The organism is Pseudomonas sp. 1152_12, from assembly GCF_052850675.1.
This window is the reverse complement of record NZ_VXCW01000005.1, coordinates 402,782-423,589: the sequence shown is the minus strand read 5'-3', so window position 1 is coordinate 423,589 and position 20,808 is coordinate 402,782. Positions and strand designations below refer to the sequence as shown.

20 protein-coding genes and 1 pseudogene are annotated in these 20,808 nt (G+C 59.7%); 8 read left to right on the top strand and 13 right to left on the bottom strand.

What is annotated here, in order from left to right:
- Positions 1-24 precede the first annotated feature (24 nt).
- From FW764_RS12285 to FW764_RS12265, 5 genes are all read right to left on the bottom strand, one after another.
- Positions 25-468: a hotdog fold thioesterase gene (locus tag FW764_RS12285; protein ID WP_169985755.1), complete on the bottom strand. Its 444-nt coding sequence runs from the start codon at positions 466-468 to the stop codon at positions 25-27.
- A gap of 30 nt (positions 469-498) precedes the next feature.
- Positions 499-2,148 carry an AMP-binding protein gene (locus FW764_RS12280; protein WP_446434147.1) on the bottom strand — a complete coding sequence of 550 codons (1,650 nt, stop codon included), beginning with the start codon at positions 2,146-2,148 and terminating at the stop codon, positions 499-501.
- A 241-nt stretch (positions 2,149-2,389) separates the two neighbouring features.
- On the bottom strand, positions 2,390-2,839 hold the full coding sequence (gene sixA / locus FW764_RS12275) for a phosphohistidine phosphatase SixA (RefSeq protein WP_446434146.1): 450 nt from the start codon (positions 2,837-2,839) through the stop codon (positions 2,390-2,392).
- The gene (locus tag FW764_RS12270) at positions 2,836-3,183 is read right to left on the bottom strand and encodes a DUF4389 domain-containing protein (protein WP_119739584.1); all 348 of its coding nucleotides are present in this window, start codon (positions 3,181-3,183) and stop codon (positions 2,836-2,838) included. The genes sixA and FW764_RS12270 overlap by 4 nt, the downstream gene beginning before the upstream one ends.
- Positions 3,184-3,193: 10 nt before the next feature.
- Positions 3,194-4,219 carry an NAD(P)H-dependent glycerol-3-phosphate dehydrogenase gene (locus tag FW764_RS12265; protein ID WP_446434145.1) on the bottom strand — a complete coding sequence of 342 codons (1,026 nt, stop codon included), beginning with the start codon at positions 4,217-4,219 and terminating at the stop codon, positions 3,194-3,196.
- A 195-nt stretch (positions 4,220-4,414) separates the two neighbouring features.
- Between FW764_RS12265 and FW764_RS12260 the strand changes: the two genes are divergently transcribed.
- The 5 genes from FW764_RS12260 (at position 4,415) to fabB (ending at position 11,361) form a co-directional block, all read left to right on the top strand.
- Positions 4,415-6,535 (top strand): TonB-dependent receptor plug domain-containing protein, encoded by a 2,121-nt coding sequence (locus tag FW764_RS12260; protein ID WP_446434189.1) that lies wholly within the window; start codon positions 4,415-4,417, stop codon positions 6,533-6,535.
- A gap of 1 nt (position 6,536) precedes the next feature.
- Positions 6,537-7,466, top strand: a complete 930-nt coding sequence (locus FW764_RS12255; RefSeq protein ID WP_446434144.1) for an ABC transporter substrate-binding protein — start codon at positions 6,537-6,539, stop codon at positions 7,464-7,466.
- Entirely contained in the window at positions 7,463-9,364 is a 1,902-nt protein-coding gene (locus FW764_RS12250) for an ATP-binding protein (RefSeq protein ID WP_446434143.1), read from the top strand. Before FW764_RS12255 ends, FW764_RS12250 begins: the two co-directional genes overlap by 4 nt.
- Before the next feature lie 249 nt (positions 9,365-9,613).
- Complete coding sequence (fabA, locus tag FW764_RS12245; protein ID WP_003210552.1) at positions 9,614-10,129, top strand: 3-hydroxyacyl-[acyl-carrier-protein] dehydratase FabA; 516 nt, start codon at positions 9,614-9,616, stop codon at positions 10,127-10,129.
- An 11-nt stretch (positions 10,130-10,140) separates the two neighbouring features.
- The gene (gene fabB / locus FW764_RS12240) at positions 10,141-11,361 is read left to right on the top strand and encodes a beta-ketoacyl-ACP synthase I (RefSeq protein ID WP_053255243.1); all 1,221 of its coding nucleotides are present in this window, start codon (positions 10,141-10,143) and stop codon (positions 11,359-11,361) included.
- Between the two features lie 109 nt (positions 11,362-11,470).
- Here fabB and FW764_RS12235 read toward each other — a convergent pair whose 3' ends face one another.
- The 3 genes and pseudogenes from FW764_RS12235 to FW764_RS12225 all read right to left on the bottom strand — a co-directional run bounded on the left by FW764_RS12235 (position 11,471) and on the right by FW764_RS12225 (position 14,216).
- Positions 11,471-12,334, bottom strand: coding sequence for a methyl-accepting chemotaxis protein (locus tag FW764_RS12235; RefSeq protein WP_446434188.1), 864 nt, complete (start codon positions 12,332-12,334; stop codon positions 11,471-11,473).
- A pseudogene (locus FW764_RS12230) lies at positions 12,326-13,096 on the bottom strand (MCP four helix bundle domain-containing protein); the annotation flags it as partial. The gene FW764_RS12235 and the pseudogene FW764_RS12230, both read right to left, overlap by 9 nt.
- A 97-nt stretch (positions 13,097-13,193) precedes the next feature.
- Positions 13,194-14,216 carry an amidohydrolase family protein gene (locus FW764_RS12225; RefSeq protein WP_446434142.1) on the bottom strand — a complete coding sequence of 341 codons (1,023 nt, stop codon included), beginning with the start codon at positions 14,214-14,216 and terminating at the stop codon, positions 13,194-13,196.
- Between the two features lie 139 nt (positions 14,217-14,355).
- On the opposite strand from FW764_RS12225, the gene FW764_RS12220 reads away from it, so the two are divergent.
- Positions 14,356-14,772, top strand: coding sequence for an OsmC family protein (locus FW764_RS12220; protein ID WP_446434141.1), 417 nt, complete (start codon positions 14,356-14,358; stop codon positions 14,770-14,772).
- A gap of 64 nt (positions 14,773-14,836) precedes the next feature.
- Positions 14,837-15,703 (top strand): pirin family protein, encoded by an 867-nt coding sequence (locus FW764_RS12215; RefSeq protein WP_446434140.1) that lies wholly within the window; start codon positions 14,837-14,839, stop codon positions 15,701-15,703.
- Between the two features lie 81 nt (positions 15,704-15,784).
- On the opposite strand, the gene FW764_RS12210 is transcribed toward FW764_RS12215, so the two are convergent.
- The 4 genes from FW764_RS12210 to FW764_RS12195 form a co-directional block, all read right to left on the bottom strand.
- The gene (locus FW764_RS12210) at positions 15,785-16,513 is read right to left on the bottom strand and encodes a dienelactone hydrolase family protein (RefSeq protein ID WP_446434139.1); all 729 of its coding nucleotides are present in this window, start codon (positions 16,511-16,513) and stop codon (positions 15,785-15,787) included.
- A gap of 66 nt (positions 16,514-16,579) precedes the next feature.
- The gene (gene htpG / locus FW764_RS12205) at positions 16,580-18,484 is read right to left on the bottom strand and encodes a molecular chaperone HtpG (RefSeq protein ID WP_446434138.1); all 1,905 of its coding nucleotides are present in this window, start codon (positions 18,482-18,484) and stop codon (positions 16,580-16,582) included.
- 89 nt (positions 18,485-18,573) lie between these two features.
- Positions 18,574-19,026 (bottom strand): PaaI family thioesterase, encoded by a 453-nt coding sequence (locus FW764_RS12200; RefSeq protein ID WP_446434137.1) that lies wholly within the window; start codon positions 19,024-19,026, stop codon positions 18,574-18,576.
- Positions 19,023-19,499 carry a PaaI family thioesterase gene (locus FW764_RS12195; RefSeq protein ID WP_446434136.1) on the bottom strand — a complete coding sequence of 159 codons (477 nt, stop codon included), beginning with the start codon at positions 19,497-19,499 and terminating at the stop codon, positions 19,023-19,025. The genes FW764_RS12200 and FW764_RS12195 overlap by 4 nt, the downstream gene beginning before the upstream one ends.
- Positions 19,500-19,657: 158 nt before the next feature.
- Here FW764_RS12195 and FW764_RS12190 point away from each other — a divergent pair, with 158 nt between their 5' ends.
- Positions 19,658-19,915, top strand: a complete 258-nt coding sequence (locus FW764_RS12190; protein WP_083359359.1) for a hypothetical protein — start codon at positions 19,658-19,660, stop codon at positions 19,913-19,915.
- A 104-nt stretch (positions 19,916-20,019) separates the two neighbouring features.
- Here the strand turns inward: FW764_RS12190 and FW764_RS12185 are convergent, their stop codons facing one another.
- Positions 20,020-20,760, bottom strand: coding sequence for a DUF599 domain-containing protein (locus FW764_RS12185; RefSeq protein ID WP_446434135.1), 741 nt, complete (start codon positions 20,758-20,760; stop codon positions 20,020-20,022).
- Positions 20,761-20,808 lie beyond the last annotated feature (48 nt).

Here is a 20,808-nt window from a genome sequence, read left to right as displayed (position 1 = left end):
GGAATGATGACACTCACGCCACGCCTATCGCGCCGGCGGGTTCTCGCCCAGCGGCACCACGGCCATAGTCAGGCGCGATACGCAGCTGGCCTTGCCATCGTCGCTGGTCAATCGAATGTCCCAGACTTGCGTGGTGCGGCCGATGTGGATCGCCCGCGCCACCGCCGTCACCCGCCCGCTGCGCACACCGCGCAGGTGGTTGGCGTTGACCTCCAGGCCCACGCAATAGAACTTGCTGGCATCGATGCACAGGTAAGCCGCCATGGAGCCGACGCTCTCGGCCAACACCACCGACGCGCCGCCGTGCAGCAGGCCGTAAGGCTGATGCGTGCGATGGTCAACGACCATGCTGGCAGTGAGGGACTCGTCGTCGAAGCTTTCGAAGCGGATATCCAGCAACTCACCGATGGTGTTTTTCTGGATGGCATTGAGTTGTTCGATATTCGGTTGGGTGCGCCATAAACTCATGAAGGTGTCCTTATTAGTTTTATTACGACCCTAATCCTGCCACAGAATGGATTCGCTGCGCGCGCTCCACTGTTGAAACTGGGCACCGTAGGTCGACTCGATCACCGTGCGCTTGATCTTCAGGGTCGGCGTCAGGAAACCGTTCTCCACCGCCCAACTGTCTTTTACCACCACCAGTTGACGCAAGCGCTCATGTTTATCCAGCGTCTGATTGACCTGTTCCAGCCAGCGTTCGAGGCTGCCTCGCAGGGCTTGTCGGTCCTGGCTGCCGGCCGACAACACGCACAGGCCTATCGGTGCACTCAGGCCTTCGCCGACCACGCACACCTGCTCGATGCGCGCATGTTCAGCCAGGCGGTTTTCAATCGGTGCCGGGGCTACGTATTTGCCCTTGCTGGTTTTGAATATTTCCTTGAGTCGACCGGTCAGGCGCAGGCGGCCATCGGCGTCCTGCTCACCCTTGTCGCCAGTGCGCAGGAAGCCGTCGTCGGTCAACGTCTCGGCGGTTTTCTGCGGGTCCTTGAAATAGCCGAGCATGGTCGCATCGCTGCGCACCTGCACTTCGCCCACCGCGTCGATGCGCACTTCGACGCCAGGGCACGGTGGGCCGATCCAGCCGAGCATCTGCTGGCCGGGGCGACAGACATGGGAATAGCCGCAGCTTTCAGTCATGCCATACACCTCCAGCACGTCCAGCCCCAGGCGCTGATACCAACGCAACAAGGCTTCGGGCACTGGCGCCGCGCCCGACAACGCAATGCGCAGCGCATCCAGGCCCAGACCGGCGAGGACTTTATGCCCGACGCGCTTGCCGATAAATGGCAGGCGCAACAGGCTGTCGAGACGCCTTTGCGGCATGTTGCTGTAGACGCCCATCTGGAACCTGGTCCAAATCCTCGGCACGCCGAACAGCGCGGTCGGCCGTGCACGGCGCAAGTCCGTCAGGAACGTATCGAGGCTCTCGGCAAAAAAAACGGTTTGCCCGGTGTAGATTGAGGCCAGCTCTACGAACATCCGCTCCGCCACATGGCACAGCGGCAGGTAGGACAGTAACCGGTCGCCTTCCCCCAGGCCAAATAACTCAGTGCCGCGGGTGGCAGCAAAGCCCAAGGCGCCGAAGGTTTGCATTACGCCTTTGGGCAAGCCGGTGGTGCCGGAGGTGTAGACAATGGTGGCCAGGCCGGAGGCGGCAGGTTCGGGGTTGTCCTGGATCGGTGAGCAGGCTTGCAGGTCGGCCCAGCGGTAATCGAAATCACCGGCCGGGCACAGCGGCAGGCTGATGGTCGGCAAACCGGGCGCAATACCCGGCGCCATCGCAGGCCAGTTATCCAGCTTACCAATCAGCACCAGCGCCGCCTCGGAATGGGTCAGCACGTGAGCGACGGAGTCAGCGGTGAGGTTGGGGTACAGCGGCACCGACACATGCCCGGCCATCCAGATTGCTAGGTCAGCGATGATCCAGTGCGCGCAGTTTTTCGAAATCAGGGCGATGTGCGAGCCTTGGGGCAAGCCCCGGGCGCGCAGCCAGTGCGCGGCGCAACGGGCTTGGTGGCCGACCTCACCCCAGGTGAGCGTCTGTACCTCGCCACCGCCGATGGGCTGCACCAGAAAAGGTTTGCGCGGGTGGCGCGCTTCACGTTCGAAGAAGGCCTGCAAAGGCAAACGAAAAGCGACAGGCATGGGACGCGCTCCTTTGTGATCCGATGATAGCCAACCAAGCACTTGCTTGGTTGACTATATAGCACACACGAAGCGGCGATCTATCCTGTAGGGGGAGGTATCTTTTTACAGCTGGAGTAATGGGGTTGTTTTGGGGTCGCTGGGTACATATCCGTTATTTGGGTAACGGCTATGTACTCAATCGACCCAAACCCGCCCCAGGCCTAACACAACACAAAGAGTTGCATACATACCTGCGTTCCTAAGGATTCTTCACACTCACCAAACTCATCAACCCCGCCAGCGGATAATCCCCTTCAAGCTCCGCCAGGCTGGCGGTGTACATCGGTTGCGGCTGCCGCAAATGGCCATACTGCAAAAAGCTGATCAGGCTGCCAACCAACGGCTGGTGGCTGACCAGCAGCACATTGTCATCGGTGTCGAGCTTTTCCAGCACCTGTACCGGGTTGCTGTCCGGCGTCAGCCACGCCACCGTGTGAATGTCCGGCTCAAACCCCAATGCGTCACGCACCAAATGCGCAGTTTGTTGCGCGCGTACATACGGGCTGGCAAAGATGGCGCTGATTGGCTGGCCAATCAGCTGCGCGGCACTGCGCAACACTTCGTCGCGCCCCTGTTCAGTGAGGTTGCGCTCGGCGTCGGTGCGCGCATGCCCTTCGGCTTCACCGTGACGCAAAACCCACAGCTTCACAGTTTTGGCTCTTCATCACGCACCGGGTGCGGCGCCGGCGGCACGCTGTGGGCGGCTTCGCCTTCGGGGGCACGCGGGGTCGGCCAATCGGCGAACGGCCAGGGTTTTTGCTCGGTATGGAAGCTGCCGAAACGGCCGATCTGCGCAAGGAACTGGCTGAGGCTGTCACCAAAGTTCATCAGCCCCAGGTTCGGCGCGCCATAGACCAGGCGATACACCAACTGCACTACCACCAAAGCGCCGAGCAGGAACTGCGCCACTTGCCACACCAGGGCAAACACCAGCATCCAGAGGATACGCAGGAGGATGGACTCGTATTTAGGCGCTGCTTTCGGATCGTTCATGGCGCATTCCTCAGTTGAAACCACTGGTGGAAATAAAGTCGACATCGGTTTTCGGTTCGGCGCGCATCAGCAACTCGATGACCTGGTTCAAGGTGCGCCCTTCAAACAGGATCGCGTGCAGCCCGGCGACCAGCGGCATATACACGCCAACTTCCTGAGCCTTGGCCTTCAACACTTTGAGCGTGTTGACGCCTTCGGCGACTTCGCCCAGGCGTGTTACCGCGTCCTCAAGGCTCAAGCCCTGGCCCAGGGCAAAACCGACCTGATAATTGCGGCTTTTCGGCGACGAGCAGGTGACGATCAAGTCGCCCACACCGGCCAGCCCCAGGAACGTCATCGGGTTGGCGCCCTGATTCACTGCAAAGCGGGTCATCTCCGCCAGCGCGCGGGTGATCAGCATGCTCTTGGTGTTTTCGCCCATGCCCAAGGCGACAGCCATACCGGCGATGATCGCATAGACGTTTTTCAACGCCCCGCCCAGCTCGACGCCAAAACGATCGCTGCTGGCGTAGACGCGAAACGTACGACCATGCAGCACGGCTTGGACGCGTTCGCACAGCGCTTCGTCTTCACTGGCGACCACGGTGGCTGTCAGCGCGTGCTCAGCCACTTCCCGGGCCAGGTTTGGACCGGACAGCACGCCGATGCGCGCCTGGGGGGCGATCTCTTCGAGGATTTCGCTCATCAGCTTGAACGTGTGCGCCTCGATGCCCTTGGTCAGGCTAACCAGTAACTTGCCCGCCAGGCGTTCAGCATGGGCCGCCAGCACCGAACGCAAGGCGTTGGAGGGCAGCGCGACGAAGCACAGGTCGCACGCGGTCAACGTGGCCAACAAGTCGGTCACCGGCTCGACCGCCGGGTGAATCTTGATGCCTTTAAGGTAACGGGGGTTTTCGCGGTGGACGCGGATGGCCTCCGCCTGCTCGGGGTCGCGCATCCACTGGCGTACCGCGTGACCGTTTTCGGCCAGCAGGTTTGCCACGGCGGTACCAAAACTTCCGCCTCCCAGGACCGCAATAGGGCGCTGTTCAGTCATATGCAATCCGTTAATCCATACCAGTGGCGATGGCGGCATTATACGGGGCGACCCGCTTGCGGCCAGCCCCCGTGTCAATTCACACGTTTGTCGGAAAATGCCACCTCCGTGTGAAGTAATTGTGAGGCCGACGACTGGCAAATGGCCCCACCTCAGTTAACATGGGCGGCTATCCGTAATTATCAAGGCCGTGCCGTGTACCTGGGCCCTCCTCCTCGCTCATCTCTCTTGCTGATGCTGCTATGCAGCGCGTCAGCGCTGGCGGATGACCTGTTCCTCGACAGTCAGCCGCTGCCCCAGGTGCTGACGGCCACGCGCCTCAAGCAATCGGCCGCCGCCGTGCCCGGCAGCATGACCGTGATCGACAGCGAGTTGATCAAGGCCAGCGGCGCGCGCGACATCGCCGAGCTACTGCGGCTGGTGCCGGGGATGATGGTCGGCTACACCACCGGCAACCAGGCGGCGGTGAACTACCACGGCACCAGCGCCAGCGATGCACGGCGTATGCAGGTGTTGATCGACGGGCGTTCGGTGTACCGCGCAGGCCTGGCGACGGTGGACTGGAGCGATATTCCAGTGGCCATGGAAGACATCGAGCGTATCGAGGTGTTTCGCGGCCCCAATACCGTCAGCTATGGCGCCAATGCGCTGATGGCCGTGGTCAATATCCTCACACGCTCACCGTCCAACAGCCATGGCTCGCGGATCAAGGTAATCCGTGGCGAACGTGGGATCAACGACTTCTATGCCAGCCAGGGCGTGGGCTGGGAAACCGGTGATTTACGCCTGTCGATGTCCGGCCAGCAGGACGATGGTTTTGACAGCGATAAGGTCGGTGCCGACCGCCGGGACGGCCGCCGCCTCAACCGCTTCAGCCTCGCGGTGAGCCAGACCCTGAACGCACAGCAGAGCATCGATGTGCAACTCGACGCCAAAGAAGGCAGCAACCAGCGCCCTTATACCTACACCCCGGTATTCGCCGGGATTACCGAGGGCGGCACCAATTCCGACGTTATCGCCAAGGACTATGCCGGTTCCTTACGTTGGAACTTTGATTTCAACCCCGAACACAGCTTGTATATCCAGGGCTCGGCCCAGCAATGGGACCGCCAACAGGTGTGGAAAGCCTGTGACGCCAAGGTGTCGTTCAGCCCGGAACTGACTCAACTGTGGCAGTTGAACCCCAACTACGCCGAACAGTTGGCCCGGCACATGGACACTTATAGCCAGGGCACGGCCCCGCCCGGCAGCGCCGCTGAGCAAGCGTTGGGAAACCAGGTTCTGGACCAGTGGCGTAACGGCGCTAACCAAAGCGTGTGCGGCGATATCGACCAAAGCACCCGCGAGAGTCGCTATGACCTCGAGATCCAGGACACTCTCAGCCTGTCCGACAGCCTGCGCCTGGTCAGCGGCATGAATTACCGCTATGACCGCGCCGACTCCGACACCTACTTCAATGGCACCCTCGACGACACCACATGGCGACTGTTCGGCCACCTGGAATGGCGTGCCAGCGAACACTGGCTGCTGCAGGGCGGCGCGATGTACGAAGACACCCACCTGAGCGGCAACTCGCTGACCCCGCGCGTGGCGGTCAACTACTTGATCAACCCACGCCACGGTTTACGTGCGGTGTATTCCGAGGCGATTCGCTCGCCAGACATGTTCGAGAACAACGTCAACTGGAGTTATCGGGTCACCAACCTCAGTTCCCCGGCCTACGGGCAAAACTCCGGGCAATATTTTGTGGTGACACGCGGCCCCGGCAACCTCGATAAAGAGTTGATGCGCTCGCGCGAGCTGGGCTACAACGGCTTCTTTGCCGACCTCGGGCTGAATGTCGACGTGAAACTGTTCTACGACGAAATCACCGACATGATCAGCTCGCCGCTACGCAACAATCAGTACATTGCCAGCAACGCCAACAGCGCGCGGTTTACCGGGGCCGAATCGCAGTTCGATTGGCGCATGAGCAACGCCGATCGCCTGCGGCTGACCTATGCTTACGTCGATGCCACCTCCAGCAACCCGCGGGATAAAGCACAGACCGCGCGCAACAGCGGCTCGGCCGGCTGGCTGCGTGAATGGGGCCACGGCTGGTCGAGTGCGCTGTTCTACTATGGTGACGACGCACTCAATCAATACCGCTTCGAACGGGTCGACCTGCGCGTGGCCAAGCGCATTGCCCTGGGCAAAGCCAACGTGGAGCTGGCCGGCATGTTGCAGCAACGCCTCGATAACCAGCCCACCACCTTTGCCGATAACAATTACGACAGTCGCCACGTCCTCTACCTCAGCGCGGAGTTAGAGTTCTGACATGGGCGACCCGTCACGGATGACCCTCCTGTTTGTTTCACGCCTGTGCCGCCGCGGCTTGCTATGGGCGTGCCTGCTGCTGACCGCGCCAGCCTGGAGCGCCAATATTCTGCTGACCGCTGCCGAAGACGGTGCCGGTGTACACGCTTTTGCCCAGGCCCTTGCCCAACAGCGCCCCGAAGACCACGTGACTTTTACTGCGCTCAAAGACCTGCCGCCACCCAGTCATTTACCTGCCAACACCCGCCTGATCCTGCTCGACCTACCCGGTCTCGACTGGCGCCTGAAGGATGCCCAAGGCCCGCCGACGCTGGTGCTGCGTATCAGCCGCCTGCAAGCCCGGCAGCGCCTGGGCAGCACTCAACCGGCCAAAATCAGCCTATTGTGGAGCGACCCGCCGCTCGCGCGTCAGTTGAACCTGATCGCCAGCATCCTGCCGCAAGCCAAACGCATCGGCGTGCTCTACGGCGTCGACAGTGAGTTCCTGCTGCAAGAGCTGCGTGAGTATGCGACGCCGATGGGGCTGCAGATCGTGCCGCAGCGCTGGGACAACACGAACGACAGCCGCGCGCTGCAAAATCTGCTCAAGAACAGTGATGTGCTGCTCGGCTTCGATGACACACGGCTCTACAACCCGAAAACCGTAAAGAACCTGTTGCTCAGCAGTTACGCCCAGCAACTGCCGCTGGTGGGCCCCAATGCCGGGTTCGTCAAGGCTGGCAGCCTGGCCAGCACCTACAGCGACCAGGCCGACTGGCTCGAGGTACTCGACCGACTACTGGACCACCCGCCAACTAGCTGGCCGCGCTCGTTGTACCCGGAACACTTCAAAGTCATCGGTAACCCGCAAGTCGCACGCTCACTGGGAATCGAACAGGTTGACGAAGTCGCCGTCGCCGCCCGATTGGCCGAAGGAGAAAAACGTCCATGACCTTGCGTCGTCGTTGGGACATCAATACCCGCACCCAGCTCATCACGCTGGGCCCGGCATTGTTACTGACCTTGCTGTTGATCAGCTTCTTTACTTTCGTGCGTATCCAAGACCTGCGCCAGGAACTGGATCACACCGGCCAACTGATCGCCAACCAACTCGCGCCCGCCACCGAATACGGCGTGATTTCCGGCAACAACGACGTGCTTGAGAGCCTGCTGCGCGCGACCTTGGCCACGCCGCATGTGCGCTTTCTGGAGATTCAGGACAGCGCCGAAAACATTTTGGTGTACGTCGAGCAACCGTCGGAAAAACACGACCGCTCGCTGTCGGTGAAAGTGTTCCAGGCGCCCATCCGTCTGCAACATATCCAACTGGGCACTGACTTTTTCCAGGACAACCTCAGTGAACCCACGGCGCCGCGTGCGGATTACCTGGGACGGGTGATTGTCGGCATGTCCAACGACGCGTTCAGCCAGCGCCAACAGGAAATCCTGTTCAAGGCCGGTATCCTTGCCCTGTTCGCGCTGCTGTTTACCTTCTTGCTCGCGCGGCGCCTGGCGGCCAGCCTGTCGCAGCCGATCAGCGCCATGGGCAATGCGGTGAAAGCGATCCAGCAAGGCGATTACAAAACGCCGCTGCCGATTGTCGATGACTCGGAACTGGGCGACCTGTCGCGGCATATCAATAACCTGGCCGAGGGCCTCAACCAGGCCAGCCGCGAACAGCACCAGGCCATGGCGCAGTTGATCCAGACCCGCGAGGAGGCCGAACGAGCGAACAATGCCAAGTCGGACTTCCTGGCCATGATGAGTCACGAGTTGCGCACGCCCATGAATGGCGTACTGGGTATGTTGCAACTGCTTGAAACCACCGAGATGACCGAGGAGCAGACCGAGTACGCGGCACTGGCCTCAGAGTCCACCGAGCATTTGCTCAAGGTGATCAACGACATCCTCGACTTCTCGCGCATCGAACGCGCCGCGCTGGAGCTGGAACATATTTCGTTCAACCTCGCCGACCTGATCAGCAACTGCGCTCAGGCTTTCCAACACAGCGCCCAGCAACGCGGGTTGACGCTGGAGCTGCCGATTCCGCCGGGCATGGATGCCCTGCGAGTGCAGGGTGACCCCACGCGTATCCGGCAGATTCTGGTGAACCTGATCGGCAACGCGCTGAAATTTACCGAACACGGTACGGTGACCGTTGAGCCGCACTGGCAAACGCTCGACCATGAACTGGTGTGGTTCACCTGCACCGTGCGCGACAGCGGCATCGGAATTTCCGCCGAGCGCTTGGAACTGATGTTCGACGCGTTCCAGCAGGCCGACAGTTCCATTTCAAGACGTTACGGCGGCACCGGGTTGGGCTTGCCGATTGCACGCACCCTGGCCGAACGCATGGGCGGCACGCTGCGCGCCCAGAGCGAGGAAGGCCGAGGCTCGGTGTTTACCCTGGAAATTCCGCTGGCCATCGATCAGCAAAGCCTGCCGACGATTGCCCCGCACGCCGAAGGCAAGACCAGCGCCGGTGATGGCCGTCATGTCTTGCTGGTGGAAGACAACCCAGTCAACCGCACCGTGGTCGAAGCGATGCTGCGCAGCCTGGGCTTTGCAGTGAGCCTGGCCACCGACGGCGCCGAAGCCATCCGCAGTGCCGAGAGCCTGATTTTTACCGCGATCCTGATGGATTGCCGCTTGCCGGTGATCGACGGCTACGAGGCCACCCGGCAGATTCGGCAACTCCCCGGCTGCGCCGATCTGCCGATCATTGCTCTGACCGCCAACGCGTTGCAGGGCGATCGCGAAGCCTGCATGGCGGCCGGAATGAACGATTACCTGGCCAAGCCGTTCAAACGCACGGATTTGCAGCAAATCCTGCAGCGCTGGGTGCAATAGCGCTGCGCCATCAACCAACTGCGACTGGCGTGAAAGACGAAAGTGCGGCAGTCTTAGGTACCCAAACGGGCCCATAAACAGGCCCGGTTTAAAATTTCAGTGAACAAGTGTACATTCAGTACCTTATCGCTGTGACTTTCACTACAACGCAATAGTCTATGTGTAGGCTGCCGGTATGAGGCATGAACGCTTCATTCGGTTCGGGAAGATTTACCCTACCCTGCCGCATGGGATTATTGAGGAGCTCGCATGACCAAACAAAACGCCTTTACTCGGGAAGACCTGCTGCGCTGCAGTCGCGGTGAGCTGTTCGGCCCAGGTAACGCGCAACTGCCCGCCCCGAATATGCTGATGGTGGATCGCATCACCCATATCAGCGAAGAGGGTGGCAAGTACGGCAAAGGTGAATTGGTCGCCGAGCTGGATATCACCCCTGACCTGTGGTTCTTCGCCTGCCATTTCGAAGGCGACCCTGTAATGCCAGGTTGCCTGGGCCTCGACGCCATGTGGCAACTGGTCGGCTTCTACCTGGGCTGGCAAGGCCTGCCGGGCCGTGGTCGCGCCCTGGGTTCGGGCGAAGTGAAGTTCTTTGGCCAGGTCCTGCCGACCGCCAAGAAAGTCACCTACAACATTCAAATCAAGCGCGTCCTCAAGGGCAAGCTGAACCTCGCTATCGCCGACGGTTCGGTGACTGTCGACGGTCGCGAGATCTATACTGCCGAAGGCCTTCGGGTCGGCGTATTCACTTCCACTGACAACTTTTAAGGGTTATCCGCATGCGCCGCGTCGTTATCACTGGTCTGGGCATTGTTTCTTGCCTGGGCAATGACAAAGAGACCGTCACCGCTAACCTGCGTGCAAGTCGCCCTGGCATCCGCTTCAACCCGGAATATGCCGAAATGGGTCTGCGTAGCCAGGTTTCCGGCTCCATCGACCTGCCCCTCGAAGAACTGATTGATCGTAAGATCTACCGCTTCGTCGGTCACGCAGCCGCTTATGCCTACCTGGCCATGAAAGACGCTATCGCCGACTCCGGCCTGAGCGAAGACCAGGTATCGAACGTACGCACCGGCCTGATCGCCGGCTCCGGCGGCGCATCCACCCTGAACCAGATGGAAGCGCTGGACATCCTGCGCGAAAAAGGCGTGAAGCGCGTTGGCCCATACCGTGTAACGCGGACCATGGGCAGCACCGTTTCCGCCTGCCTGGCCACGCCGTTCCAGATCAAGGGCGTGAACTACTCGATCTCCTCCGCCTGCGCCACCAGTGCTCACTGCATCGGTACTGCGGTTGAGCAGATCCAACTGGGCAAACAAGACATCGTGTTCGCCGGCGGCGGTGAAGAAGAGCATTGGAGCCAGTCGTTCCTGTTCGACGCCATGGGCGCCTTGTCCACCCAGTACAACGAAACCCCGGAAAAGGCCTCCCGCGCCTACGACGCCAAGCGTGACGGTTTCGTCATTGCCGGCGGTGGCGGCATGGTCGTGGTCGAGGAGCTGGAACACGCTCTGGCCCGTGGTGCGAAGATCTACGCGGAAATCGTCGGTTACGGTGCGACTTCCGACGGCTACGACATGGTTGCGCCAAGCGGTGAAGGCGCCATCCGTTGCATGCAGATGGCGATGTCCACCGTTGATACCCCAATCGACTACCTGAACACCCACGGCACGTCGACCCCGGTCGGCGACGCCAAGGAAATGGAAGGCGTGCGTGCGGTATTCGGCGACAAGGCGCCGGCGATCAGCTCGACCAAGAGCTTGTCTGGTCACTCCCTGGGCGCCGCTGGCGTTCACGAGGCGATCTACTGCTTGTTAATGATGGAAGGCAACTTCATGGCCGGTTCGGCCAACATCGAAGAGATCGACCCGGTCGTTGCCGATATGCCGATCCTGACCAAGACCGTTGAAAACGTCAAAATCGACACCGTGATGAGCAACAGCTTCGGCTTCGGTGGCACTAACGCTACCTTGGTACTGAAACGCTGGCAGGGCAAGTAAGCCCCGCAGGTTGATCATGTGAAAAAGCCCCGACTGGTTCGGGGCTTTTTTATGGGTGGTTGAAAACCCTGTGGCGAGGGCGCTTGCTCCCTCGCCACAACAAACAACCTCACACCGAAAACCGCGCCACCATGGTATTCAGGTCTACCGCCAACCGGGACAACTCCTGGCTCGCCGCACTGGTCTGATTCGCCCCGGTCGACGTCTGATGCGCCAAACTCCGAATATTCATCAAATTACGATCCACCTCCCGCGCCACGGCCGCCTGCTGCTCCGACGCACTGGCAATCACCAGGTTACGCTCATTGATCAGCGTAAAGGCCGAAGCGATCTCCTCCAGCGCCGTCCCCGCCGACTTGGCGATATCCAGCGTAGACCGCGCCCGCGTATTGCTCAGTTGCATCGAACTCACCGCTTGATCAGTACCCTGCTGAATGCCACTGATCATCTGCTCAATTTCCTGCGTCGACTGCTGCGTGCGATGCGCCAAGGCCCGCACCTCATCCGCCACCACTGCAAACCCGCGCCCGGCATCCCCGGCCCTCGCCGCCTCGATGGCCGCATTCAACGCCAGCAAGTTGGTCTGCTCGGCAATCGAACGGATCACATCGAGTACCTTGCTGATCCCATAAACCTTCTGCGCAAGCTCCTCGACCTGGGTCGCATTGGCAGTTACATCCGTGGCCAGGGCCTCGATCGACTCCACCGTCTGGTGCACCTGCTCCCGTCCACGCTGGGCAATGCGGTCGGACTCGCGCGACGCCTGTGACGTAGCCACCGCGTTGCTCGCCACCTCCTCCACCGCCGCCGTCATCTGGTTGACCGCTGTCGCAGCCTGCTCGATTTCCTGGTTCTGCTGGTGCAGGCCACGGGTAGAGTCCTCAGTCACGCAACTGAGCTCTTCAGAAGCCGAGGCCAACTGGTTAGAGGATTCGGCAATACGCCGAATCGTGTCGCGCAGGTTCTCCTGCATGCCTTTGAGCGCCTGCTGCAAACGCGCTGGCTCATCACTGCCTGTCACACTGATCTCGCCTGTCAGGTCACCGTTTGCCACGCCTTGGGCGACTTTCAACGACTGCGCCAATGGCAGCACGATGCTGCGAGTCAGCCACACAGCCAGCCCGATGGTGATCAGTGCCGTCAACACAATCATGCCGACCACCCAGATGCGAGACTGCGTGAACACACTTTGCGCCAGGTTCGCGGCCTGGTTGGCGCTGGCTTTGTTCAGGGCAACCAGGTCGTTTAAGGTCCTGGCCAGCTCATCGGCGAGCTGATTCATCTCGCCGTTGACGATCTTGATCGCCTCCTCCAACTGGTTTGCCTTGGAGAACGCCACGACCTGCTCCTGGCGTTGCAGGTATTGCTGCTCCTGGGACTTGAAGCGATCAAACAGCGTGCGCTCTTCGGGCAGCACGATCAGCCCTTCATAGAGGGTCTGCGCGTGGTGCAGGCCATTTTTCAACTCAGTGAGCTTCTGCTCGCCCTGCGTCAGCGCCTGTGGGTCGCGGTTGACCAGCAAGCGCAGAGTCAGCGCGCGAACCCGCAGCAGGTTCTGCCCCATCTCCCCCACTGCCATCACGCTGGGCAGCCAGTTGTTTTCTACCTGGTCCGACTGCTGGCGCATATTGGCCATCTGCACCAGGGCGAAGCCGCCTAAGGCGAATACCATCAACGCCAGCACGCCAAAACCCAGCCCGGCGCGGGGAGCGATATTTAGACTACGGATACTCATTGCCTGGATTCCTTCCAAATGCGCTGCATCCACCTGCAGCGGGTCTCCTGAAAGGTATCGGCCCGTTACCGAGTTTGCGTAAGACGAAAAGGCGATATCAAAGTGCCTGTTCATCGCGAGGTGGCTTGGGCAGAATCGAGAGGAAGTTGTCGCGGGCCACCTTGCGGGCTACAGCCTCAGGCAGCGCATCGAGGAAGGGATCAAAACGATGCATTTCCTTACCCTGCGAGTTAAAGCGCCCTACAACATCCGAGCCCAGCATAAAGCGCCCAGGGAAGCGCTCCACCAGCTTTAACCACGCAGGCCTGGGCTTACCCGCCTCATCAAGCAAATACGGCGTGAGCATGCTCCACGACAGGTCGATGTACAGGTTGGGGTACGCCTCAAGCAGGCGGCTCAAGGTCGGCAGCAGAAAGTCCATCTGCACCTGATGACGATGGATCTCCTTGCTGGTACCCGCGTGGGCCCAGATAAAGCGAGTGTGCGGGTGATTGCGTAGCGACTCTTCCACTTCCGCCAGGTACAGCGGGTTGCGCTCACGCTTGGAGGTGATATTGGAGTGCAGCATCACCGGCAGGTCGTTTTCGGCGGCGAGGTGATAAACACGCGTCATGGCTTCGTTGTTGGCACGCGGGGTGTCGCCGACGGTCAACGCCGTGAGGTCGTCGTGGCGCGTGAACACCTCGCCAATGCCCTGCCACAGCCCCGGGTTGAGGTCGAGCATGCGCTGGATGTGAACGACGGAGTTCTTATCGTTAGGGTTGAAGCCGGACAGAAACGGATGAAAATGCTGACGCTGCTCGGGGGTGAGTTTATTCACCGCCGCCGCGACGATCACGTCGGTGGCGCTGTACCAATAGGCATCGGCATCGTCGCCAGCATAGTAACGCGGGCGCTTGGGTTCGTCTTCGTGCCACTTCTTCGCAACCGGAATGCCGGAAATCATCACGTGTTCGATACGAGCGTCGGCCATGGCCTTAAGTAATGTGCCCATGCCCGCCGTTTCCTGGAAAAAGTCCACGTAATGCAGGTGCGCGTCGCTGTAGGCATAGTCGCGGGCCTGCGCAGCAAGGCTGGCGACGGCGAACAACAGGGCGAGACTCAAGCGGGTCAAGGGCACGGTAAACCTCGATACAGGCTAATACCGGTAGACCTTGTACCCTACGCTACGGTTCATCAGCCAAAAAACGCGGAACACCAACGTGCAAGCATGTTCTATAACTGCATGACCTTCATCCCGCCAACCTGTGAGGTTCACCATGCCTGTTACCGTCAACACCCTGAACCAGGACAATTTTCGCCATAGCGTGAATATCAACAACCACGAACTGTTCACCGACCTGCCCAAGAGCCTGGGCGGCGGCGACTCGGCGCCCTCCCCGCACGACTATTTCGACGCCGCGCTGGCCTCGTGCAAAGCGCTGACCATCAAGCTCTATGCGCAGAAGAAAGACATCCCGCTGACCGGCGTGACCGTGGAGGTCAGCCACGACAGCACCGAGGAGCAAAAAGGCAAGTACAAGCTCAACGTCAAGCTGACGCTCAGGGGCGTACTCACCAGTGAACAGCATGAAGAGCTGCACCGCGTGGCGGATCGCTGCCCGGTGCACAAGCTGATGACGACAGCCGAGGTCACTATCGAGACGAGATTGTCGGAAGGCGCCTTCAGCCAATAGCGCCAACCTCCCATCAAGCGGGTTATGCTCAGCGCTATATAACCCGCTCAGACAGGGACGCCCCATGACCACTCTCACCGTGATCCGCCCGCGCCAGGAAGATGTCGAAGGCCAGCCGATCCTGCGCCCACTGCCCTCGCGTGAATGCCGCAGCGTCGGGCCGTTTGTATTTTTCGACCACATGTTGCTCACCCGCTATGCGCCGGGTACCGGCATGAATATCCGCCAGCACCCGCATATCGGGCTGTCGACACTCACTTATCTGTTCGAAGGTGCGTTGCAGCACAAAGACAGCCTCGGCTCGGACCAGGTGGTACAAGCCGGCGATGTCAGTTGGATGACCGCCGGTGGTGCTATTGCCCACGTCGAACGCACGCCCGAGGCGATCAAGGCTGAAGGTTCCAGCCTGCATGGCCTACAAGTGTGGCTGGCCTCGCCCAAGGACCACGAGGCCGGGCCGGGGCATTACAGTCACCACTCGGCCGCGAGCTTGCCGATCAGTGACAACCTGGGTGTGCAGATTCGACTGATCGCCGGTAGCGGTTTTTGTCTTAAATCACCGGTACCGGTGCTTTCCCCCACGTTGTATGCCGAAGTGCAAATGCAGACAGCCACGACGCTGCTGATCCCGGACGAGCACCCGGAACGCGCAGTGTATGTGCTGGAGGGTGAGGCACAATTGGATGGCGAGGTGCTGGAGGTGCATAGCTTGGCGGTATTGCCTGCCGGGCAGGAAATGACGCTGTTTGCCGAAAGCAATTGCCACGTGATGGTGTTTGGCGGTGCGCCGCTGGATGGGCCACGGCGGATCAATTGGAATTTCGTGGCGAGCGACCCGGCCATGATCGAACAGGCGCGGCAGCGTTGGGCGGCGGGGGATTGGCCGACGGTGCCGGGGGAGTCTGAAAGGATTGAGTTGCCTGTCAAATAGCTATCGCAGGCAAGCCAACTCCCACATTTGACTGTATTCGCAAATCAAAATGTAGGAGCGGGCTTGCCCGCGATGGGGTCATCAGCCCTTGAACACTTCATCCAGCAAGTTATGCATCGACTGGAACGCCCGTGCAGCGGTCTTCGCGTCGTACATCATTTTGCCGGGCACATTGGCGTGCCGGTCGGTGAAGGAATGCACCGCACCGCCGTAGCTCAACAGCTGCCAATCCACGCCGGCCGCGTTCATTTCTGCTTCGAACGCAGGCAGTTGCTCTTTTGGCACCAACGGATCGGACGCGCCGTGCAGCACCAGCACCGAGCCCTTGACGTTCTTTGCACCCACCGGGTTTTGCGTGTCGATAGTGCCGTGGAACGAAACAGCAGCTTTCAATGGCGCGCCGGTACGCGCAAGCTCAAGCGAGCAAAAACCGCCAAAGCAGAAGCCGAACGTCGCCAGTTTCGAGGTATCAACTGCCGCTTCGGTCTGGCTTTGCAATTGCTCAAAGGCTGCCTGCATACGCTTGAGCAGCGCCGCATTGTCATTCTTCAACGGCATCATCGCCGCGCCCGCTTCATCGCCATTCGAGGGGCGCACGGCTTGCCCATACAGGTCGGCGATCAGCACCACGTAGCCCTTGGCGGCAACGCTTTTGGCGATTTCTTCGGCACCCGCACTCACACCCATCCAGTTCGGCGCCATCAGCAGGCCCGGCAGCGGGCCTTTATGGCTGGCATCAAAGGCCAGGCGACTTTCATAAGACTGGCCATCAATCTGATAGACCACGGAACGTACAGTGACTTGGCTCATCATTCACTCCAGTTGAGGTGCGCTAGAACGAAAAAACCCGCCGAAGCGGGTTTTTCTACAACGGTGTTAAACCGACAGTTCAACCAACAGCTTGTTCAGTCGGCGCACATAGGCGGCCGGGTCCTTCAAGCTGTCGCCAGCGGCCAGGGCCGCCTGGTCGAAGAGGATGTGCGACAGGTCGCCAAAACGCTCTTCGCTCTGCTCGCCGTCGAGTTTCTCGATCAACGGGTGAGCCGGGTTGAATTCGAAGATCGGCTTAGAATCCGGAACCTTCTGACCGCTCGCTTCCAGGATCTGACGCATCTGCATGCCCAGGTCCTGCTCGCCGATGGCGAGAATCGCCGGGGAGTCGGTCAGCCGGTGGGAGACCCGCACTTCGCTGACCGCATCGCCCAGGGCTGTCTTGATCCGCTCAACCAGGCCTTCTTTGGCCTTGGCGACTTCTTCGGCTTCCTTCTTCTCTTCTTCGGAGTCCAGGTTACCCAGGTCCAGGTCACCACGGGCCACGTCGACGAAGGTCTTGCCGTCGAACTCGTTGAGGTAGCTCATCAGCCACTCATCAATACGGTCGGTCAGCAGCAGCACTTCGATGCCTTTCTTGCGGAAGACTTCGAGGTGCGGGCTGTTCTTGACCTGAGCGTAGGTTTCGCCGGTCAGGTAGTAGATCTTGTCCTGGCCTTCTTTGGCGCGCGCCAGGTACTCGGCCAGCGATACAACCTGCTCACCGTCGTCACCTTGGGTGGACGCAAAGCGCAGCAAGCCGGCGATTTTTTCCTTGTTGGCAAAATCTTCCGCCGGGCCTTCTTTCATGACCTGACCGAAGTTTTTCCAGAAGCCCTTGTATTTCTCAGGCTCGCTCTTCGCCAGTTTTTCCAGCATGTCGAGCACGCGCTTGGTCAGCGCCGACTTCATGGAGTCGATAATCGGGTCTTTCTGCAGGATTTCCCGCGAAACGTTCAGCGACAGGTCGTTGGAGTCGACCACGCCTTTGATAAAGCGCAGGTACAGTGGCAGGAAAGATTCTGCCTGGTCCATCACAAACACGCGCTGTACGTACAGCTTCAGGCCTTTTGGCGCTTCACGCTGGTACAGGTCGAACGGAGCGCGGGCCGGTACGTAAAGCAGCGAGCTATATTCCAGCTTGCCCTCGACCTTGTTGTGGCTCCAGCTCAGAGGATTCTCGTAGTCGTGAGCGATGTGCTTGTAGAACTCTTGGTATTCCTCGTCCTTCACCTCGGTACGCGGACGGGTCCACAGGGCGCTGGCACGGTTGACCACTTCCCATTCCTGGGCAGGTTTCTCTTCGCCCTCGACAGCCGCCTGTTCTTTCGGCAGTTCGATCGGCAAAGCGATATGGTCGGAGTACTTCTTGATGATATTACGCAGACGGTAACCATCGGCGAATTCATCTTCACCAGACTTCAGGTGCAACACGATGCGGGTGCCGCGGTCGGCCTTATCGATCGTGGCGATTTCGAATTCGCCCTCACCTTTGGAAGCCCAGTGCACGCCTTCGCTGGCGTCGAGGCCGGCGCGGCGGCTGAACACTTCAACCTTGTCCGCGACGATGAAGGCCGAATAGAAGCCCACACCGAATTGACCGATCAGGTGCGAATCTTTTTTCTGATCGCCCGACAGGTTCTTCATGAAATCTGCAGTGCCGGATTTGGCGATGGTCCCCAAATGGGTGATCGCGTCTTCACGGCTCATACCGATGCCGTTGTCTTCGAGGGTGACGGTCTTGGCGTCCTTATCGAAGCTCACACGAATTTTCAGTTCGGCGCCACCTTCCAGCAACTCAGGCTTGGACAAGGCTTCGAAACGTAATTTGTCGACAGCGTCAGAGGCGTTCGAGATCAATTCGCGAAGGAAAATTTCCTTGTTGGAATACAGCGAATGGATCATGAGGTGCAGCAGTTGCTTCACCTCGGTCTGGAAGCCCAGGGTTTCCTTTTGAGTTTCCACACTCATGGTCATCAAACTCCAATTGGATGGCAATGGCCGCGCCCTTAAGGGTTGGCGGCGGGTTGTCTTCAAAGTTGGGGGCTAAGACTAGGATTTCAAGGGCGGGCTGTTTCCTCGATCTTGAAATGTGCGCGTGCGGTTGCAATCGGTTCGGCAGCGGTACTTTGCCACGCGGTGATTGCCACATTCGCAACGCGACGGCCCTGGCGCCACACCTGGCACTTGGCGTAAGTATCGCGAAACTGCCCGGCGCGCAGGTAATCGAGCGAGAAATCGATGATTTTCGGGACGCCTGGCGAGCCGGTGAATACCAGCAAGTGCAACGCCGCCGACAGCTCCATAAAACCGGCAATCACACCACCGTGCAGCGCCGGCAATATCGGGTTACCAATGTTGTCCTTGTTGGCCGGCAGACGGAACAGTAATTCATCGCCCAAACGGGTGCATTCAATGCCAATCAGCTTGGCGTAGGGGATCAGGTCGAGCAGCGCTTCATAGTTACCGCGCTCATGGGCCTGCTCAAGGCGCGTTTTGAATCGATGCGTCATGCTTGTTCTCCCTTGATGGTGCTGCCCAGTCCCGGTGTGCCTTTGAGGCGCTTGCCCATGCGCATGAACGTGCCCACCACGTGGGCGATGGGCTGCTCCGGGTCATCCTGGTAGGCGAAGCCACGGGTGAAGATCACGTCGGTGGTCACCCGGTAGCACTGCGCAAAGCCGTACACCGCTTTATGCGGCTCGGCGGGATGCATGTAGTCGACGCGCAGGTCCAGGGTCGGGCACACCTCAAATTCAGGCAATACGCACAGGGTGGCCATGCCACAGGCAGTGTCCATCAATGAGGTGAGCGCGCCGCCATGAATCACGCCGGTTTGAGGATCACCGACGATATGGGTGCTATAAGGCAATGCCAACGTCATGCCCTTCTCGCTCGCAGCATGCACGGTTATGCCCAACACCTGGCAATGGCGCAAGGCCGAAACAAAGCGCGTGGCACGTTCTAACAGGGGATTTGCGGTCATGTGATCTAGACTCTTATTAGTGTTGATCCGCGGAGTAGGTGGTGCGGGTGAAAGTTCCTTGAACGCCTTGGTTTATATATCTGGGGAATAAAAGGAACTAATGCTGACCCCCTAGGCTCGAAAGGCCAGTAGATATCTTCAATAAGGAGAAACACCCAATGCGCAAGACTTTAGCTATTTCCATGATGCTCGCCGCTGCCCTCGGTCTCGCTGCCTGCGATAAAAAATCCGAAGACAAAGCTCAAGATGCACAATCGCATTCTGAGCAAGCTCAGAAAGACATGGCCAAAGCTCAGGATAAAGTGAACGACGCTGCGAAAGAAAACGCCGATGCTGCCAAAGCTCAGGCTGAAGCGAACGACGCCAAAGCGAAAGAAGACGGAACGGCCACGCCAGCAGCACCTGCCAAGCCTTAATAGCCTGGTCCTGCTGTAAAAAGAAAGCCCGCTTATAGAGCGGGCTTTACTTTGTCTGCCGTTTCATTCTGGGCCAAAAGTTGCACTAACCTTGGAGCCTCTAGTTAAGGCACCGCTTCTGTCGACACCTGCGCCGTCGGCAAATCGGTCGGGGTATATACCATCACCTGCAGTACGTCGGAATGAAACTCCCGGCGATACAGCACCATCACGACTCCGCTGCTCATTAACATGAACAACCAAGGGCTGACAAACCAAGCCAGCATGGTCATGCCGAAGTAATAAGCGCGCAGGCCAAAGTTGAACTGGTTGGCCGCCATGGAAATAACCCGCGCCGCCCTGAGAGCAAACGCCTTGCGCTCCTGCTCCGAGACCTGCCGTTCACCGACCATCGGCGCCGACCCCACCAGCACCGCCGCAAAGTTGTATTGGCGCATGCACCAGCTGAACGTGAAGAATGCATAGACGAACACCAGTGCCAGGCACAGCAGCTTGATTTCCGACATGCCTTGGGACGCCTGCTGCACCATGGGAATATCCGCCAGCAACGACACTGCCCGCTCGGAAGCCCCCAATACAGTGAGGATACCAGCGAGGATGATCAGCGTGCTGGAAGCGAAGAACGAGGCGTTGCGTTCCAGGTTGCCGATCACGCTGGCGTCGGCGATACGATTATCACGCAGCAACATGCGGCGCATCCAATCTTCGCGATACAGATGCAGCACGCTGGCCAGGCAGGCGGTATCGCGGGCTTTCCAGATAGCGTAACGGGTGTAGCCGCCCCAGCAGAGGACGAACCAGAGCGCGGCGAGCAGGTGGATCTGATTGGTTTCAACGAACGACATGCGGGTCCTTAGACACTGTGGGTAAAGGCGACGTTTAAATGTAGGAGC

Coding starts and splice junctions, on each gene's coding strand:
- FW764_RS12285 (WP_169985755.1), bottom strand. CDS start 468: ATGAGTTTATGGCGCACCCAACCGAATATCGAACAACTCAATGCCATC.
- FW764_RS12280 (WP_446434147.1), bottom strand. CDS start 2,148: ATGCCTGTCGCTTTTCGTTTGCCTTTGCAGGCCTTCTTCGAACGTGAA.
- FW764_RS12270 (WP_119739584.1), bottom strand. CDS start 3,183: ATGAACGATCCGAAAGCAGCGCCTAAATACGAGTCCATCCTCCTGCGT.
- FW764_RS12265 (WP_446434145.1), bottom strand. CDS start 4,219: ATGACTGAACAGCGCCCTATTGCGGTCCTGGGAGGCGGAAGTTTTGGT.
- FW764_RS12255 (WP_446434144.1), top strand. CDS start 6,537: ATGGGCGACCCGTCACGGATGACCCTCCTGTTTGTTTCACGCCTGTGC.
- FW764_RS12250 (WP_446434143.1), top strand. CDS start 7,463: ATGACCTTGCGTCGTCGTTGGGACATCAATACCCGCACCCAGCTCATC.
- fabA (WP_003210552.1), top strand. CDS start 9,614: ATGACCAAACAAAACGCCTTTACTCGGGAAGACCTGCTGCGCTGCAGT.
- fabB (WP_053255243.1), top strand. CDS start 10,141: ATGCGCCGCGTCGTTATCACTGGTCTGGGCATTGTTTCTTGCCTGGGC.
- FW764_RS12235 (WP_446434188.1), bottom strand. CDS start 12,334: ATGCAGGAGAACCTGCGCGACACGATTCGGCGTATTGCCGAATCCTCT.
- FW764_RS12220 (WP_446434141.1), top strand. CDS start 14,356: ATGCCTGTTACCGTCAACACCCTGAACCAGGACAATTTTCGCCATAGC.
- FW764_RS12215 (WP_446434140.1), top strand. CDS start 14,837: ATGACCACTCTCACCGTGATCCGCCCGCGCCAGGAAGATGTCGAAGGC.
- FW764_RS12210 (WP_446434139.1), bottom strand. CDS start 16,513: ATGAGCCAAGTCACTGTACGTTCCGTGGTCTATCAGATTGATGGCCAG.
- htpG (WP_446434138.1), bottom strand. CDS start 18,484: ATGAGTGTGGAAACTCAAAAGGAAACCCTGGGCTTCCAGACCGAGGTG.
- FW764_RS12200 (WP_446434137.1), bottom strand. CDS start 19,026: ATGACGCATCGATTCAAAACGCGCCTTGAGCAGGCCCATGAGCGCGGT.
- FW764_RS12195 (WP_446434136.1), bottom strand. CDS start 19,499: ATGACCGCAAATCCCCTGTTAGAACGTGCCACGCGCTTTGTTTCGGCC.
- FW764_RS12190 (WP_083359359.1), top strand. CDS start 19,658: ATGCGCAAGACTTTAGCTATTTCCATGATGCTCGCCGCTGCCCTCGGT.
- FW764_RS12185 (WP_446434135.1), bottom strand. CDS start 20,760: ATGTCGTTCGTTGAAACCAATCAGATCCACCTGCTCGCCGCGCTCTGG.